The organism is Streptomyces sp. MS06 (assembly GCF_047200655.1).
In the GTDB taxonomy this organism is placed as follows: Bacteria; Actinomycetota; Actinomycetes; order Streptomycetales; family Streptomycetaceae; genus Streptomyces.
The window spans coordinates 135,394-149,757 of record NZ_JBJZOJ010000003.1; the positions used below are offsets into that span (position 1 = coordinate 135,394).

Here is a 14,364-nt window from a genome sequence, read left to right on the forward strand (position 1 = left end):
CTCACATCGGGGTCGGCGCACGGTGCCGGGCCGGACGGCATCCTGCGGGTGAGGTGGCTGACGGCTCGTTGCCGGTGCCGTGTGGTCCGCCGCTGTCAGGCGGGTCGGACGCGGGGGCGCCCGTAGCGGGGTAGCAGGCCGAGGCGTTCCGCCTCGGTGAGGGGGAGGTGGTGGCGTCGCGGTCGGAGAGGACGGGGGCGAGGTGCGGGGCGGGGGAGGGACAGGATGGGGTGCAGGGGGTGGGTGCCGTGCTCGCGTCGCGGGGTGTTCGGCTGGGAACACTGGTACACGGCGGCCGAGGTGGGCGTCAGTGCCGTCAGCGCGTGCCCGAGTCCCTCGGGCTAAACGGAGCGGTCGTCGTCCTCGCTGAGTTCGACGGCGTCCCACCGCCCGAAGGCCGGTGAGCTGCCCGGAGGTCGACGATGTCGTCCAGGACGGCACCCTGCGCGCCGGTCCCGTACTGCGCCTGCCCCGGCGGTACGTCGGCGTGGTGCCCCCTGTGGGTTGCGCCGCGCCGCGGCACACCCAAGTTGCCTGGGCGACCTGAGGCACCTGCCCTGTAGCGTCGGCGACGGCCGGGGCCTGGAAGGCCCGTGCAGACCACCGAGGTGGTCGCTGTGGTCGCGGCGGACCGCCGGGGTGCGCAGCCACGCACCGGGCACCCGGTCGGACCTGCCGCCGTCTCCTGCCGGGACGGCGGCCGCGGGTCGCGGGACGCGTGCCGGGTGGCGGCGTCGGGCGGTCAGGCGGTCAACTTCGCCAGTTTCACCAGCGTGTTCCAGTTGCGGGCGGTCACCGTGACGGCGTGGTGCCGCTCCAGGAAGGCGCTGACGTCGGGCGCCTCCAGCGGGCCCTGCGGGCACCATTGGTAGACCACGCCCTCGCCCAGCCGCACCTGGTCCGGGGCCAGGCCGCGTGGGTCCTGCTCTGCCACCCGGTCGGGGTCGAGCGGCCCTGACAGGAAGAGCGCGAACATCCACGAGGGCGTCACCGCGGCCTCGGCGAGCGGATGGGCGTCGATCACGGACCTCAGCTGCCCGTGCGTGCGGACCAGGCAGCGCACCTTCTTCCCGAACTGCTTCTCGATGCCGGCCTCCACCCGCTCGGCGACCTCGGCCGGGGGCTGGGGGGAGGTCAGCAGGGCGTTCCCGCTCTGCAGATACGTGGAGACGTCCTCGTATCCCAAGTCGGTGAGCAGCGTGCGCAGCTCGGCCATCGCGATCTTCTTCTTGCCACCGACGTTGATCCCCTTGAGCAGGACGGCGTAACGAGGCATCGAGCGGGCTCTCCTTCGAGGCTCTGTCTGTCTTGGCTCTGACTGTCGTAGCTCTGGCGCTGTTTCGTGCACTGCACTCGTCGTGGACCCGAGGGGATCCGCACGGTACTCGTGGCCCGCCCTCCCACGGGCCCGGTTCCGCCGCCCGCCGACCTTGTCCCGTCGCCCGCAGACCACGCTGGGCGGAGCGGTGGCGCGGCTACCGGGGATGCACGGCGTAGGTGAGGTGCGTCACCCGCTGCGACGGCTCCGAGCGGACCGGCTCCAGCGCGACCCTGGACGCGTCCACGCCGTCGAACAGGCGGATTCCGGAGCCGAACAGCACCGGTGACAGCGCGATCGAGAACTCGTCGACCAGGCCTGCGTTCAGGTGCTCCAGGATCGTCGCGCCGCCGCCGGCGATGCGCACGTCGCGGTCTCCGGCGGCCTCGCGGGCCTGGTCGAGAGCGTTCTCGATGCCGTCGTTGACGAAGTGGAAGGTGGTTCCGCCCGGCCGCTCCCAGGGGTCACGCCTGGTGTGGGTGACGACGAAGACCGGTGTGTGGAAGGGCGGTTCCTCGGGCCACATCTGCTCGCCGGCGTCGAACATGCGCTTGCCCATGACGCTCGCGCCGGTGCGCTCGAACGTCTCGCGCACGATGTCGTTGTCGCGCCCCTCCTCGCCGCCCTCGCCCAGCCCCAGGTTCTCCCGGAAGAACCGCTGCGGGAAGATCCACTGCTGCAGTTCCCGCCACTGCCGTCCCATCAGGTCTCCGGGGGACTCGGGCGCGATGAACCCGTCCAGCGACATCGACACGCTGAAGAACACCTTCCCGGCCATCAGCCCTCCGCCCCCTTCCGGACGGTCCCGGCGACGTATGCCGCCAGGTTGTCCAGGGTCTGCCGGCCGCCCTCGACCGCGTGGTACTTCTCGACCGCCTCGTCGCGCAGCTCCTTGGTGGGGAACACCGTGCGCATCGTGATCCGGGTCGCCGCGCCGTCCGGCGCGAAGGTCAGGACCGATGCGAAGGCGTTCGGGTCGTCGCGGTACTCACCGTGCAGCAGCTCGATCCGCGCGGGCGGGACGATCCGCAGCCAGCGGATCCACTCGGAGTAGTCGGTCCCGTCCGGCCCGTGCAGTACGAAGTTCCACTCCCCGCCCTCGTGGAAATCGAAGGACCGCGTGGTGGTGGTGAACCCCTCCGGGCCCCACCACCGCGACAGGTGCCGGACCTCGGTGAACGCCTCGAACACCAGCTCTCGCGGGGCGTCGACGACCCGGGAGATCACGATCTCCCGGTCGGCCGTCGCCGACTCCGCCCGGATCTCCTGCTCTGCTCCTGCCATCGGTCAACCCTCCGGTCGCGTCTGCTTGAGGTCCTGCACGTAGGCGTCCAGCCGGTCGAAGCTCTCGTTCCAGAACCGCTCGAATCCGCCGACCCACTCGTGGACCGGCCGCAGCCCTGCCGCGTCCAGGCCGTAGAGGCGCTGCTTGCCCGCCCCGCGGACCCGCACCAGTCCCACCTCCCGGAGTACCCGCAGGTGCTTGGACGCTCCCGGCTGGCTCATCCCCAGCTCCTCGGCCAGCTCGGTCACCGGTCGCTCACCCGCCCGCAGCAGCGCCAGGATGTCCCGGCGCTGCGGCTCGGCGATCGCGTTGAAGACGTCCGACGTCGTCGCTGCTCGTGCCATGACACATATCGTATTCCCATATCGGAATACGTCAAGCGGCCGCGGGCGGCACCCACTGCCATCGGCACCGGAGCCCGCGAAGAGGCCGCCTTCCCCGAGGGGGCCCGCTGCCGCTCGGGCGGTTGCCGCTGCGCTGGGGTGCGGTCGGCGTGACGGTCGCCCCCGTCGCGCCGCACGCCCGTCTCGAACAGTTCGCCGGGTACCCGGTCGGCGATCACCTGATCCACGCACCGCTGCGGGTCGTCCAGGCGCTTCGGCCCGGACTTGGTGTGCGGCGACGGTCGGCCTGCCCGGGGGTACGTACCGCGGGCCCTCCGGCGTCCCCTGGCGCGGCCCTCCGACGTTCACCAGCACACCCCGCCGGCGTCCACCAGCACACCCCGCCGGCGTCCGCCGGCGCGGCCCTCCGGCGTCCGCCGGCAGGGCCGGTGGGCGGCCGCCGCGGCCGCGGTCGCGCCTCCTGCGTTAACGGGGTTGAAGCCTCAACCTAACTGTGTGCGCGCCTGTTTGACGTTCGGACAGGCGTTCCCGCGGTGATACGATCACCGCACTCGCGGAGCGGGCGGACGCATGCGTTCCAGTGATGCATTCCCGCAGCTGCCGTCAGCCGCCTGAAGAGAGTCTTATGACGGAATACATAGAGAACCCTGTGCTCTGGGCTCTTCTCGTCGCTGTTCTTGCCGCCATCGCCCTCATCGTCCGCCAACGCAGGGCGGCCCAGGCATTGAGGCAGGAGATCGGCGGGCTCAGGGCCCACTACTCCGAACTGGAGAACCACTACAGCCAGTCCGTCGAGGCGGCCCAGGAACAGGCCGAGGAAGCCACCAAGACCGTCCTGAAGTCCGCGATGCGGACCCTCCAGGGCCTCGCCGCCGAGCAGCAGCTGGTCGTCTCGCGGTTGCAGAGCAAGTACGGTGACTCGGCCATCCTCCAGGACCTGCTGGAGATCGACCACACCAACTCGCAGTTCGGCCGCCGCGCCCAGTCCATCGCCGTGCTCTGCGACGGCTGGCTCGGACGCCACCGCGACGTGGCGTCCGTGTACGACGTGGTGCGCAGCGCCCAGGGCCGGATCCGGCACTTCCGGCGCGTGGAGATCCTCTCCCAGGTCGACTTCGGCGTCAGCAGCCGGTCCGTGGAGCCCCTGGCGCTGGCCCTTGCCGAGCTGCTCGACAACGCCACCAGCTATTCGAGCCCCGACACCGTTGTCGAGATCAACATCCGGACCGTGCCCAAGGGCATCTGCATCGTCGTGGACGACGCGGGCGTCGGCATGAACGACGAGGAGCGGGCGCGGGCGGAGAAACTGCTGTCCAGCGAGCGCGTCTCCGGTGTCTCGGGGCTCGGGAACCCGCCGCAGTTCGGCTTCGCCGTGATCGGCGTCCTCGCCGACCGGTTCGGCTTCGAGGTGTCCGTGGACTCCACTTCCCCGTACGGAGGGGTGCGATCGGTCGTTCTGCTGCCGCACGAGCTGCTCACCGCCATGCCGGAGCACAAGGCCCCGGCCCCCGCCGGGGCCGCCGGCGCACCGCACCCCGCCGGGCCGGAGCCCGCCCTCTCCGCGGCCACCACCTCCGACGGCCTGCCGCGGCGTCGCCGCAAGCGGCCGATGGCCATCGTGCCGGGCAGCGCGTCCACCACCCGCACCTCGACCCGCGACGGTGCGGAGACAGCGGCGATCATGGGGGCCTTCCAACGGGGCACCCAGTCCGGCCGGGCAGACCGTCCCGGCGGCACGGACGACCCGAGCAGCCCACGTGGTGCAAGCAGCGAAGGACATGAGGTCTCGTGAACGACGATCTGTCATGGATGCTCGACAGTGCCCTGGAGATTCCCGGCGCACTGCACGCGGTCCTGATCTCCGCAGACGGCCTGCTCATGGCCCGGACGAAGGACTTCGAGAAGGACAACGCGGACCGGGTCGCCGCCGCGATGAGCGGGGTGCAGTCGCTCAGCCGATCGCTGGGGTTCTTCTGCGAGGACCCCGGCCACCGGTGGCGGCAGACCCTGGTGGAGTTCGACGGCGGCTGGGTGTTCCTGATCTCCGCCGGTGACGGCGCCTACCTCGGCGTGTCCGCCTCGCCGGACGTCGACATGCAGGACATCACCTTCCGGATGCAGCAGCTCGTCGGCCAGCTCGGCAAGGCGCTGGCCGCGCCGCCGCGCGAGAACCTCGGCGCGCACTCGTGACCGGGACGGGGGAGTGGCAGCCCGAGGCCGCCGAATTAGTGCGACCGTACGTCATCACCAAGGGACGAGGACTGCCCGACGAGCAGCAGCTCTCCCTGATCACGCTGGTCACGGCGGCACCCGACCAGGGGCAGCGGCGCACCCGGCTGTCCCCGGAGGAGCAGCGGCTGCTGGACCTCTGCTCCGCCGGCTACCTCTCGGTGGCCGAGATCGCGGGGCACACCCGGCTGCCGCTGGGCGTGGTGAAGATCCTCCTCGCCGCCCTCACCGAGGGCGGTCAGGTCATCACCCGCCCGCCCGTGGCCCGGGCCCCCCTTGCCGATCGGCAGATCCTGGAGGAGGTACTGAATGGTCTCCGCGCCAAGTTCGGGTGAGCCGAAGGTCCTGGACGTGGAAGTCCGGCCGGACGCAGGGCCCGCCCTGGACGAGCAGGACTACGTCCGGGGCGGTGCCGAGCAGACCGCCGTCAAGATCCTCGTCGTCGGCCACTTCGCGGTGGGCAAGACCACCTTCATCGGTTCGATCTCGGAGATCGAGCCGCTGTCCACCGAAGAGACGATGACGCAGGCCGCCGAGCAGATCGACGACCTCAAGGGCGTCCAGGGCAAGACCACCACCACGGTGGCGATGGACTTCGGCCGCCTCACCATCAGCGAACGCGTCGTGCTGTACCTGTTCGGCACCCCCGGACAGCAGCGGTTCGTGCAGATGTGGGACGACATGGCCCGCGGTGCCCTGGGCGCGCTGGTCCTGGTCGACCCGGAGCGGCTCGCGGACTCCTTCCCGGTCATCGACCTGATCGAGCACTACGGCCTCGACTACGCCATCGCGGTCAACCACTTCGACGGCGCGACGGCCCGCGACCTGGCCGCGCTGCGTGAGGCCCTGGACCTGCTCGACGACACCCCCGTCGTCACCTGCGACGCCCGCGACGAGCAGTCGTCGGCCGCCGCGCTGACCACCCTGGTCCGCTACCTGCTGGACCATGCCCGCTAGCGGGTGTTCCGGAAGTCCCGCACGGCACCCGCGGCGGACGGTGCCCGCCCCGACGCGGCGCCCGGCGGCCCCGCGCACCGCACCGCCGCCCGCCCCGGGGACGCCCCGCGTGCGGTACGGCGCCTCCGGCGCCCCGCGAGGGGCCCCGGGCGCCGCCCTCTGCGGGCCCGGGGCGCCCGCCGCAGTACCGGCTCCCGCCCGGACTCCCCTCCGCGGTGTCCCGGCAGGTCCCGCCCGGGGCCTCCGAGGCCCCACGACAGCTCACTAGGAACTGAGAGCAGACATGGACGCTCACACCCCCGCCCCGGTGCCCCCGCCCGGGTGTCCGGCCCACGGCTCCGGCGGCCGGGTGCCGCTGCACGGGCCGGAGTTCGCCGCCGACCCGCAGGCGTACTACGCCTACCTGCGCCACTACGGGCCCACCGCCCCGGTGGAACTCGCACCCGGGGTCGGCGCGACACTGGTCACCGACTACGCCACCGCCCTGCACCTGCTGCAGGACTCCGGGTCCTTCCGCAAGGACGCGCGCCGCTGGCGGGACTTCGCCGAGGGGCGGATCCCCCCGGACAGCCCGGTCGTCCCCCTGCTGGCGTACCGGCCGAACTGCATGTTCGCCGACGGCGCCGAGCACCTGAGGCTCCGCCAGGCGGTCACCGACAGCATGGCCCGCGTCGACACCCGCCGGCTCAGCCAGAGCACGGAGAACATCTCCGACTACCTGATCGCCCAGTTCGCCTCCCGGGGCTCGGCCGACCTGGTCGGCGACTACGCCAAGCAGCTGCCGCTGTTCGTCTTCAACGAGCTCTTCGGCTGCCCGGCGGGCATCGGCGACCGCGTGCTGTTCGGCATCACCGGCATGTTCGACGGCGTCAACGCGGAGAAGGCCACCGAGGTGCTCTTCCAAGCCGTGGGCGAGCTGGTCGCGCTCAAGCGCAGCCGCCCGGGCGAGGACGTCACCTCCTGGCTGATGCAGCACCCGGCCCAGCTCGGCGACGAGGAACTGGTCCACCAGCTGGCCCTGCTGCTGGGCGCGGGCGCCGAGCCGCTGCGCAACCTCATCGGCAACACCCTGCACCGCCTCCTCACCGACGACCGGTACGCCTACGAGGGCGGTCTCATCGACGAGGCGCTGGACGACACGCTGTGGGACAACCCGCCGATGTCGAACTACGCGCCGCACTACCCGGCCGGCGACATGGAGTTCGCCGGGCAGAAGGTCAACGCCGGCGACCTGCTGCTGGTCAGCTTCGCCGCCGCGAACACCGGTCCGGCGCTCACCGCCGCACGGCAGGCCGGCAGCAACCGGGCGCACCTGGCCTGGAGCGCGGGCCCGCACGCCTGCCCGTCCAAGGAGCCCGCCCGCCAGATCACCGTGACCGCGGTGGAGCACCTGCTCAACCAGCTGCCCGACGTCGAACTCGCCGTCCCCGAGGACAGCCTGACCTGGCGGCCCGGCCCCTTCAACCGGGCCCTGGCCACCCTGCCCACCCGGTTCACCCCGGCAGCTCCGGGCCGCGCCCAGGCCGCACGGCCGCGTACCGACCACCTGCCGCCCGCACCGGCCCCGCAGCCCGACCAGGCGACCGGACGGGGCGAACGCAGCGGCGTGTGGAGCCAGTTCCTGACCTGGCTGACGAGGTGACGGACACAACAACTGCCAACTGCCTTTCACCGCATGAACGTTGAACGGCCGGGGTAGTGAGGAGCGCGGTATTCCGAGTTGCTTACGAGGCAGAGGAGGTGTCGTGGACCACATATCCACGACCGCCGCGTTCCGACATCACCCCACCGTGACACACCCCCCGATACCCGCCCCGCCAGGCGGGTATCTTCTTGCCCGCACCCCGTCCAGGCAGGGGGACCGGTGACCCCGGACCCCGGCCTCCCCGCAGCCGCCCGGTCCGGCACCCTCGGCGCGCACACGGCCGGTCAGCTGCGGCGGCTGGGCCGGGTCGCCGGACTCGACCCGGCCGACGCCGAGGCCTACGCCGACCTGCTCGCCGCCACGCTGGGCCCGGTGGCGGCACGGCCGCTGGACCTGCCGCCGCCGAACCGCACCTTCCTCTCCGACGACCACACGCCGGTGGAGTACTCGCTGTCCTTCACCCGGGGCGCACCCCCCGCGCTGCGCGTGCTGTTCGAGCCGGGCTGCGGCGCAGACAGCCTGGCACGCAACGGCCGCGCCGGGCTCGCCGCGATCCGGTACATGGCCCGGCGCTGGGGTTTCTCCACCGCCGCGCTGGACGAGGTCCGGGACCTCTTCCTCCCGCCGTCCCCGCACGGCCCGCTGGCCCTGTGGTGTGCGCTGGAGTTGCGGCCCGGCGGCGTGCCCAAGGTGAAGGTGTACCTGAATCCGGCCGCCTCGGGGCCGAAACGTTCCGCCGAGACGGTGCGGGAGGCGCTGCGCCGGTTCGGCCACCGGCGCGGATTCGACGCGCTGCCCCCGGCCGACGGCCACCCCTTCCTCGCCCTCGACCTGGGTGACTGGGAGACGCCCCGGGTGAAGGTCTACCTGCGGCACGAGGACCTGTCGGCGAGCGGGGCGGCCGGCCTGCCCCGGACGGCGGGCGGCCCCGCGCGCGCCGAGATCGAGGAGTTCTTCCGCACCGCCGCCGGAGCCCCACCGGACGGCGGGGACGGCACCGGCGGGGGAGCGGAGGGCGGGGACCTGCGGCTCGGCCGCCGACCCGGTCTGTCCTGCCACGCCTTCACCGAGTCCGGGTCGGAGCGTCCCAGCGGCTTCACGCTGCACATCCCGGTCCGCGACTACGCCCGCGACGACGCCGAGGCCCTGGACCGCGCGGCGGACGTGCTCCGCACCCGCGGCATCGACGCCGGGCCGCTGGCCGAGGCCCTGTCGGCCGCCACCGAGCGGCCCCTGACGGAGGGCGTGGGCCTGATCGCCTACCTGGCCCTCGCCCACCAGGAGGGCCACCCGCCCCGGGTGACCGCCTACGTCTCCGCCGAGGCGTACGCGGTACGGCCCCCCGCCGCCCGGGTACGGCAGCCGGAGCCGGTGATCTGAGCGGGCCGTCGGCCCGTCCCGCGCCGGCCGCGCACGGCGTGGGCCGCGCAAGACGTGGGCCCGACCGTGCGCGTCCGGCGCCGTGCGACGCCGGGGAGTCGGGGCTCCGCAGGGCCGGTGGACGGCCGCCGCTGCGGGGCCTCCCCGGTGGGCGACAGGTCTCCGGCCGGGCGGCCGAGCGGCCGAGCGGCCGAGCGGCCGAGAGGACGGGAGGCGGGCCACTGGTGCCGGCGGTGCCGGCGGGCTGTGGGCTGGAGGCGGGCCGCACCCGGCGCGATCTCCAACCCCCTGTCGGCACAGCACGGCTAAACCTTCGGACCACCCCTCCACGGCAACCAGGCCCTCCCTCGCCCCGCCGGGGCGCACCGCCCCGCTGAGCCGCCAGGAGGCGCTGCGGCCGATGGCCGAACGGGCCCGTCCAACCGCGGACACGGGACGTCCGCGGCAGCGCGAGCGCCGGTGGTTCGGCGCCGCGGGGGCCGGGGCGACCGTACGGCCGTGCCTGCGTCGCGGCCGCGACGCAGGCACGGAGCAGTGGGTCCAGGTCCGCCGGCCGGGGTACGGGCGACGGACCCGGCCGGTCTCCCGCAGGGAGGGCGGGAGGCGGCGCCCGGTCAGGCGTGCTGCACCTCGCGCAGTTCGGCTAGGTAGGGGCCGAAGTCCACCTGGATGGAGGACCCCTCCGTGTTGCCGTACCGCTCGTCGATGCCGGTCAGGTAGTCGCTGATCTCCTTGCGCATGACGTCCGCGGACGGCAGTGCGGCCTCGCCGCCGACGAGCTGTGCGATCCATCGCGACTGGGCCTCCACCAGCCGTGTGATGGCGCCCTGGGGCCGGACCAGTCCGGCGAAGTACAGGCCGGGGTGGTCGGGGGCGGCGACCCGCTTGTACAGCTCGACCGTGCCCTGCCCGTTCGCCGGGCAGCCGGCGGGCAGGAACGGGAACGACATCCGGAAGCCGGTGCAGTAGACGACCGCGTCGGCCTCGACGGCGCCGGCGTCGGAGAACACGACCCGGCTGCCGTCGAAGGAGTCGATCGCCGGCTTCGGCGTGACCGTGCCGTGCCGGATCCGGCTGAGGATCTCGTCGGAGATGGTCACGGCCGAGGAGAACAGCGGATGGTCGGGCTCGGGCAGGCCGTAGTCGGCCAGTTTGCCCCGCGCGACGAGCAGCGCCTGCTCGCAGAAGCGGCGCTGCTCCTCGAAGGACATGGCGGTGAACCAGGGGGCTTCCGCGATCAGGTCCACCGACATGCCGAACAACTGCTTGGGCACGATGTGCAGTCCCCGGCGGACCGAGAGCACGGTCTGCTCGGCGTGCCGGGACAGATCGGCGGCGATGTCCACGGCGGACGCGCCGAGCCCGACGACCACGACACGCTGCCCGGAGAAGTCGCGGCCGTCGTGGTAGTCGACCGAGTGCAGGATCCTTCCGGGGAAGGTGTCGGCGCCCGGCGGCAGCGGGTCCGGAAGCGCCGGATCGGTGTTGTGCCCGGAGGCGACGACCACCTGCCCGAAGCTCCGGGTACGCGTGGTTCCGTCCGCGCCGCGGCTGACGACCGTCCAGTCGCCGGCCGGCTCCCGGCGCACCGACAGCACCTCGGTCCGCAGCTCGACCCGGTCCCGCAGTCCCGCCCAGTCGGCGAAGTCGCCGAGATAGGCGGCGACCTGGCTGTGCCGGGGGTACAGCGGGTAGGCGGACGGCATCGGGAAGTCGGAGTACGCGGTGAGCGACCTGGCGGTGTTCAGATGGAGCGTCCGGTACCCCGGTCCCCGTTCACCGGCTCCCGGCTGCCGCCAAACCCCGCCGACCTCCGGTGACTTCTCCAGGCAGACGAAGTCGATCCCCTGCTCCGCGAGCGCGTGGGCGGCCGCCAGTCCGGACAGGCCGGCACCGATCACACACACGCTCACGCTGTTCCCCCCACCGAACGGACCTCCCTTGTTTTCGCACGCGCTGTCACTGCCCAACGAACACATGTTTCACACCATCGACACGAGCGCCCGCACTGAGGCGTACGCCACTCCACCGGCCGAACTCCCCGCTGCCCGGGCTCCCTTCCCGCCCCCCGTCGGGCCTCCTCCCCTCCTTCGCCGCAGCGCGCTACGTCGACTCCGGGGTGGCGGGGGCCAGGGAGCGCCGCGTGACCCCGGCCAGGTGGCGGGCGAACACCTCGCGGGCGTCCGGGGTCAGCGTGCGCAGCGCCACCAGCGCCGTGATCGCCACGTCGCACAGTTCGGACCGGACGTCCTCCCAGTCGTGCGAGGTGCCCTTGCGCGGGTTCTGCCCGACCGCGCCGATCACCGCCTCGGCGACCTCACCGACCTCCTCCGACAGTTTCAGCACCCGCAGCAGCAGGCCCTCCCGGCCCGCAACGGGCTGGTGCTCCTCCAGCCAGGCCCAGAGGCCGTCGACGGATTCCCAGAGGTCGGTGGTCGCGTCCTGATCAGTCATGGCGGCCAGCGTCCCACGCCCGTTCGTCCGGGCCCCCTTGCCGAGGGCGTTCCGGCCGCGGTGAGCGCCGGCGCCGGTGCCCCGCCCGCGCCGGTGTCCGTCAGTCCTCCGGGTACTCCTCGAAGCTGGCCTCCGGCTCCGGCTCCGTCTCCCGGGCGCGGAGCCGCCGGGAGCGGGCGCCCACGATCAGGGCCGTGCCGAGGCCGACCGCGGCGAACGCGGCCGGGACCATCCAGCCGCGGTCGGCGGTGTGGCGAAGGGCGTGGTCGAGGGAGAGGCGTCCGGGGCCGGTGACCGCGAGGCCCGCCGCCGTCAGGCCGAGCGAGGCTGCGTACTCGTAGCCGCCGCCCTGGTTGAAGAAACCGTTCGGGGTGTGCGCCGAGGCGGCGCCCGCCATGGCGCCGGCGGCGGACGCACCGGCGGCCGGGGTGGCCAGCCCGAGCGCCAGCAGGGTGCCTCCGCCCGCCTCCGCCAGACCCGCGGCCATGGCGCTGGCCCGGCCGGGCCGGTAGCCGATCGACTCCATGAACCGGCCCGTGCCCTCGATGCCGTGGCCGCCGAACCAGCCGAACAGCTTCTGCGCGCCGTGGGCGGCGAGCACCCCACCGGTCCCCAGCCGGAGCAGCAGCAGGCCCGTATCCCGTCGGTTGTACAGCGTCACGTCGACTCCCCAGCAGGACGGCAGGAACGGTCCCCCACGCCTCCACCGTGACAGCGTTACCGGCGTGCGGGCCACCGGGCGGGCCGTTCGGGTGAGGGGCCCCTCAGCCGCGCCCCACGTACGGCATCGTCGTCGCCAGCACGGTCGCGAACTGCACGTTCGCCTCCAGGGGGAGTTCGGCCATGTGCCGCACCGTGCGCGCCACGTCGGCCGCGTCCATCGTCGGCTCGGGCGCGAAGTTGCCGTCGGCCTGCAGGGCGCCCGTCTGCATGCGGGCCGTCATGTCGGTGGCCGCGTTGCCGATGTCGATCTGGCCGACGGCGATCCGGTACGGCCGCCCGTCCAGCGACAGCGACTTGGTCAGGCCGGTCAGCGCGTGCTTGGTGGCGGTGTACGGCGCCGAGTGCGGGCGGGGGGAGTGCGCGGAGACCGAACCGTTGTTGATGATCCGTCCGCCCTGCGGGTCCTGCCGCTTCATCTGCCGGTACGCGGCCTGCGCGCAGAGGAACGCCCCGTTCAGGTTGGTGTCCACCACGTGCCGCCAGGCCTCGTAGGACAGCTCCTCCACCGGCACTCCGCCCGGGCCGAAGGTGCCCGCGTTGTTGAACAGCAGGTCGACCCGGCCGAACCGGTCGACCGCGGCGGCGAACAGGGCGTCCACCTCGTCGGGGCGTGAGACGTCGGTGCGTACGGGCAGGACCGCGCCCCCGGGGGCCTGGGCCGCCGTCTCCTCCAGGGCGGCCGCGCGGCGCCCCGCGAGGGCCACCGCCCAGTTCGCGCGGAGCAGTTCGACCGCGACCGCCCGCCCGATCCCGGAGCCGGCCCCGGTCACCACGGCCGTCCGGGTCTGCTCCGGGGGGTGCTCGCTGCTCATGCTCCGGCAGTGTAGGAGGAAACTCCGTCAAGCGGAATCACTGTTCCGCCATGCGGGTGTTTTCGTTCTCCCCGCCGCGCGGGCGCGGTCGTCACCTCCGCCGCGCGGGCGCGGTCGTCACCTCCGCCCCGCGGGCGCCGTTGCCCCCTCCGTCCTGCGGGCACTGCCGTCCGCTCCGTCACGCGGGCACGGTCGTCCGCGGCTGTCGCGGGAGTTCCGCCTCGCCCGGGTAGCGGACGCCGATCCGGTCCCGGATCCGGTCCAGGGTCCGCATCACGGCGAGGGTGCCGTCCAGCGGGACGACGGGGGACTCGGTCTCGCCCGCCCGGAGCGCTCGCATGACCTCCCGGGCCTCATGGCGGAAACTGGTGCGCGGCCCGTCCGCCGGGTCGGCCGTGAACTCCTGCGGGGTGCGGCCGTCGCGGTGCAGGACGAAGCGCTCGGGGTGGAAGAAGCCGCCGGGGACGTCGATGCGGCCGTCGGAGCCGGTCACCGAGGCGGTGGCGGCCGTACCGCCGACGATGGAGCAGTGCACCGAAGCGAGAGCGCCGCTCTCCCAGGAGAGCAGGGCACCCGTCTGGAGATCCACGCCCTCATCGGAGAGCACCGCTCTCGCCGTCACCTCGGACGGTTCGCCGAGCAGGAGCTGGGCGAAGGACACCGGGTAGACGCCCAGGTCGAGCAGCGCACCGCCGCCCTGCGCCGGGTCCCGCAGCCGGTGGGCGGCGGGGAAGGGGCCCGCCAGGCCGAAGTCCGCCTGCACCGTCCGCACCCGGCCGATCGCCCCGCCGTCGACCATCTCCTTCAGCCGCCGCACCAGCGGGTTGCAGTACATCCACATCGCCTCCATCAGGAAGCGCCCCCGCTGCCGCGCCAGATCGACCAGTTCCCGGGCCTCGTGCAGGTTCAGGGTGAACGGTTTCTCGCACAGCACGTTCCGCCCCGCCTCCAGGCAGAGCCCGGCCGCCGCCCGGTGCGCCGAGTGCGGGGTGGCCACGTAGACCACGTCGACGTCCTGGTCCGCCGCGAGCGCCGACCAGTCGCCGTACGCCCGCGGAATCCCGAACCGCTCCGCGAACGCCTCCGCCGACTCCTGCGACCGCGAGGCCACCGCCACGACCTCGGCGTCCGGCAGGTCCACCAGGTCCGCCGTGAACGCGGCGGCGATGCCGCCGGTCGCCAGGATCCCCCACCGCACGCCGTCCGCCGCCATTACG

15 protein-coding genes and 1 pseudogene are annotated in these 14,364 nt (G+C 73.2%); 6 read left to right on the forward strand and 10 right to left on the reverse strand.

The window, feature by feature from the left end; translation table 11 throughout:
- Window positions 1-742: 742 nt before the first annotated feature.
- The 5 genes and pseudogenes from ACL02U_RS02670 to ACL02U_RS02690 form a co-directional block, all read right to left on the reverse strand.
- The gene (locus ACL02U_RS02670) at window positions 743-1,276 is read right to left on the reverse strand and encodes a DUF1697 domain-containing protein (protein WP_412788934.1); all 534 of its coding nucleotides are present in this window, start codon (window positions 1,274-1,276) and stop codon (window positions 743-745) included.
- A gap of 199 nt (window positions 1,277-1,475) precedes the next feature.
- Window positions 1,476-2,096 carry a dihydrofolate reductase family protein gene (locus tag ACL02U_RS02675; RefSeq protein ID WP_412788935.1) on the reverse strand — a complete coding sequence of 207 codons (621 nt, stop codon included), beginning with the start codon at window positions 2,094-2,096 and terminating at the stop codon, window positions 1,476-1,478.
- A complete protein-coding gene (locus ACL02U_RS02680) occupies window positions 2,096-2,602 on the reverse strand; it encodes an SRPBCC family protein (RefSeq protein WP_412788936.1) in 507 nt (168 codons plus the stop codon). Before ACL02U_RS02680 ends, ACL02U_RS02675 begins: the two co-directional genes overlap by 1 nt.
- Before the next feature lie 3 nt (window positions 2,603-2,605).
- Complete coding sequence (locus ACL02U_RS02685; RefSeq protein ID WP_412788937.1) at window positions 2,606-2,947, reverse strand: ArsR/SmtB family transcription factor; 342 nt, start codon at window positions 2,945-2,947, stop codon at window positions 2,606-2,608.
- Window positions 2,848-3,216: pseudogene (locus ACL02U_RS02690) on the reverse strand (TylF/MycF/NovP-related O-methyltransferase); the annotation flags it as partial. The pseudogene ACL02U_RS02690 and the gene ACL02U_RS02685, both read right to left, overlap by 100 nt.
- A 356-nt stretch (window positions 3,217-3,572) precedes the next feature.
- Here ACL02U_RS02690 and ACL02U_RS02695 point away from each other — a divergent pair.
- The 6 genes from ACL02U_RS02695 (at window position 3,573) to ACL02U_RS02720 (ending at window position 9,158) form a co-directional block, all read left to right on the forward strand.
- Window positions 3,573-4,739 (forward strand): ATP-binding protein, encoded by a 1,167-nt coding sequence (locus tag ACL02U_RS02695; protein ID WP_412788938.1) that lies wholly within the window; start codon window positions 3,573-3,575, stop codon window positions 4,737-4,739.
- Window positions 4,736-5,137, forward strand: a complete 402-nt coding sequence (locus tag ACL02U_RS02700; RefSeq protein WP_412788939.1) for a roadblock/LC7 domain-containing protein — start codon at window positions 4,736-4,738, stop codon at window positions 5,135-5,137. Before ACL02U_RS02695 ends, ACL02U_RS02700 begins: the two co-directional genes overlap by 4 nt.
- Window positions 5,134-5,511, forward strand: coding sequence for a DUF742 domain-containing protein (locus ACL02U_RS02705; protein WP_412788940.1), 378 nt, complete (start codon window positions 5,134-5,136; stop codon window positions 5,509-5,511). Before ACL02U_RS02700 ends, ACL02U_RS02705 begins: the two co-directional genes overlap by 4 nt.
- A 46-nt stretch (window positions 5,512-5,557) precedes the next feature.
- Window positions 5,558-6,133, forward strand: coding sequence for a GTP-binding protein (locus ACL02U_RS02710; protein ID WP_412789000.1), 576 nt, complete (start codon window positions 5,558-5,560; stop codon window positions 6,131-6,133).
- Between the two features lie 283 nt (window positions 6,134-6,416).
- Window positions 6,417-7,775, forward strand: a complete 1,359-nt coding sequence (locus ACL02U_RS02715; protein WP_412788941.1) for a cytochrome P450 — start codon at window positions 6,417-6,419, stop codon at window positions 7,773-7,775.
- 222 nt (window positions 7,776-7,997) lie between these two features.
- Window positions 7,998-9,158 carry a tryptophan dimethylallyltransferase family protein gene (locus ACL02U_RS02720; protein ID WP_412788942.1) on the forward strand — a complete coding sequence of 387 codons (1,161 nt, stop codon included), beginning with the start codon at window positions 7,998-8,000 and terminating at the stop codon, window positions 9,156-9,158.
- Between the two features lie 614 nt (window positions 9,159-9,772).
- Here ACL02U_RS02720 and ACL02U_RS02725 read toward each other — a convergent pair.
- From ACL02U_RS02725 to ACL02U_RS02745, 5 genes are all read right to left on the reverse strand, one after another.
- Complete coding sequence (locus ACL02U_RS02725) at window positions 9,773-11,071, reverse strand: flavin-containing monooxygenase (RefSeq protein WP_412788943.1); 1,299 nt, start codon at window positions 11,069-11,071, stop codon at window positions 9,773-9,775.
- Window positions 11,072-11,261: 190 nt separating this feature from the next.
- Window positions 11,262-11,612, reverse strand: coding sequence for a MazG-like family protein (locus ACL02U_RS02730; RefSeq protein WP_412788944.1), 351 nt, complete (start codon window positions 11,610-11,612; stop codon window positions 11,262-11,264).
- A 100-nt stretch (window positions 11,613-11,712) separates the two neighbouring features.
- Window positions 11,713-12,273 carry a DoxX family membrane protein gene (locus ACL02U_RS02735; RefSeq protein WP_412788945.1) on the reverse strand — a complete coding sequence of 187 codons (561 nt, stop codon included), beginning with the start codon at window positions 12,271-12,273 and terminating at the stop codon, window positions 11,713-11,715.
- A gap of 103 nt (window positions 12,274-12,376) precedes the next feature.
- Window positions 12,377-13,147, reverse strand: a complete 771-nt coding sequence (locus ACL02U_RS02740) for an SDR family oxidoreductase (protein ID WP_412788946.1) — start codon at window positions 13,145-13,147, stop codon at window positions 12,377-12,379.
- 178 nt (window positions 13,148-13,325) lie between these two features.
- Window positions 13,326-14,360 (reverse strand): Gfo/Idh/MocA family protein, encoded by a 1,035-nt coding sequence (locus tag ACL02U_RS02745; RefSeq protein ID WP_412788947.1) that lies wholly within the window; start codon window positions 14,358-14,360, stop codon window positions 13,326-13,328.
- Window positions 14,361-14,364: the final 4 nt, after the last annotated feature.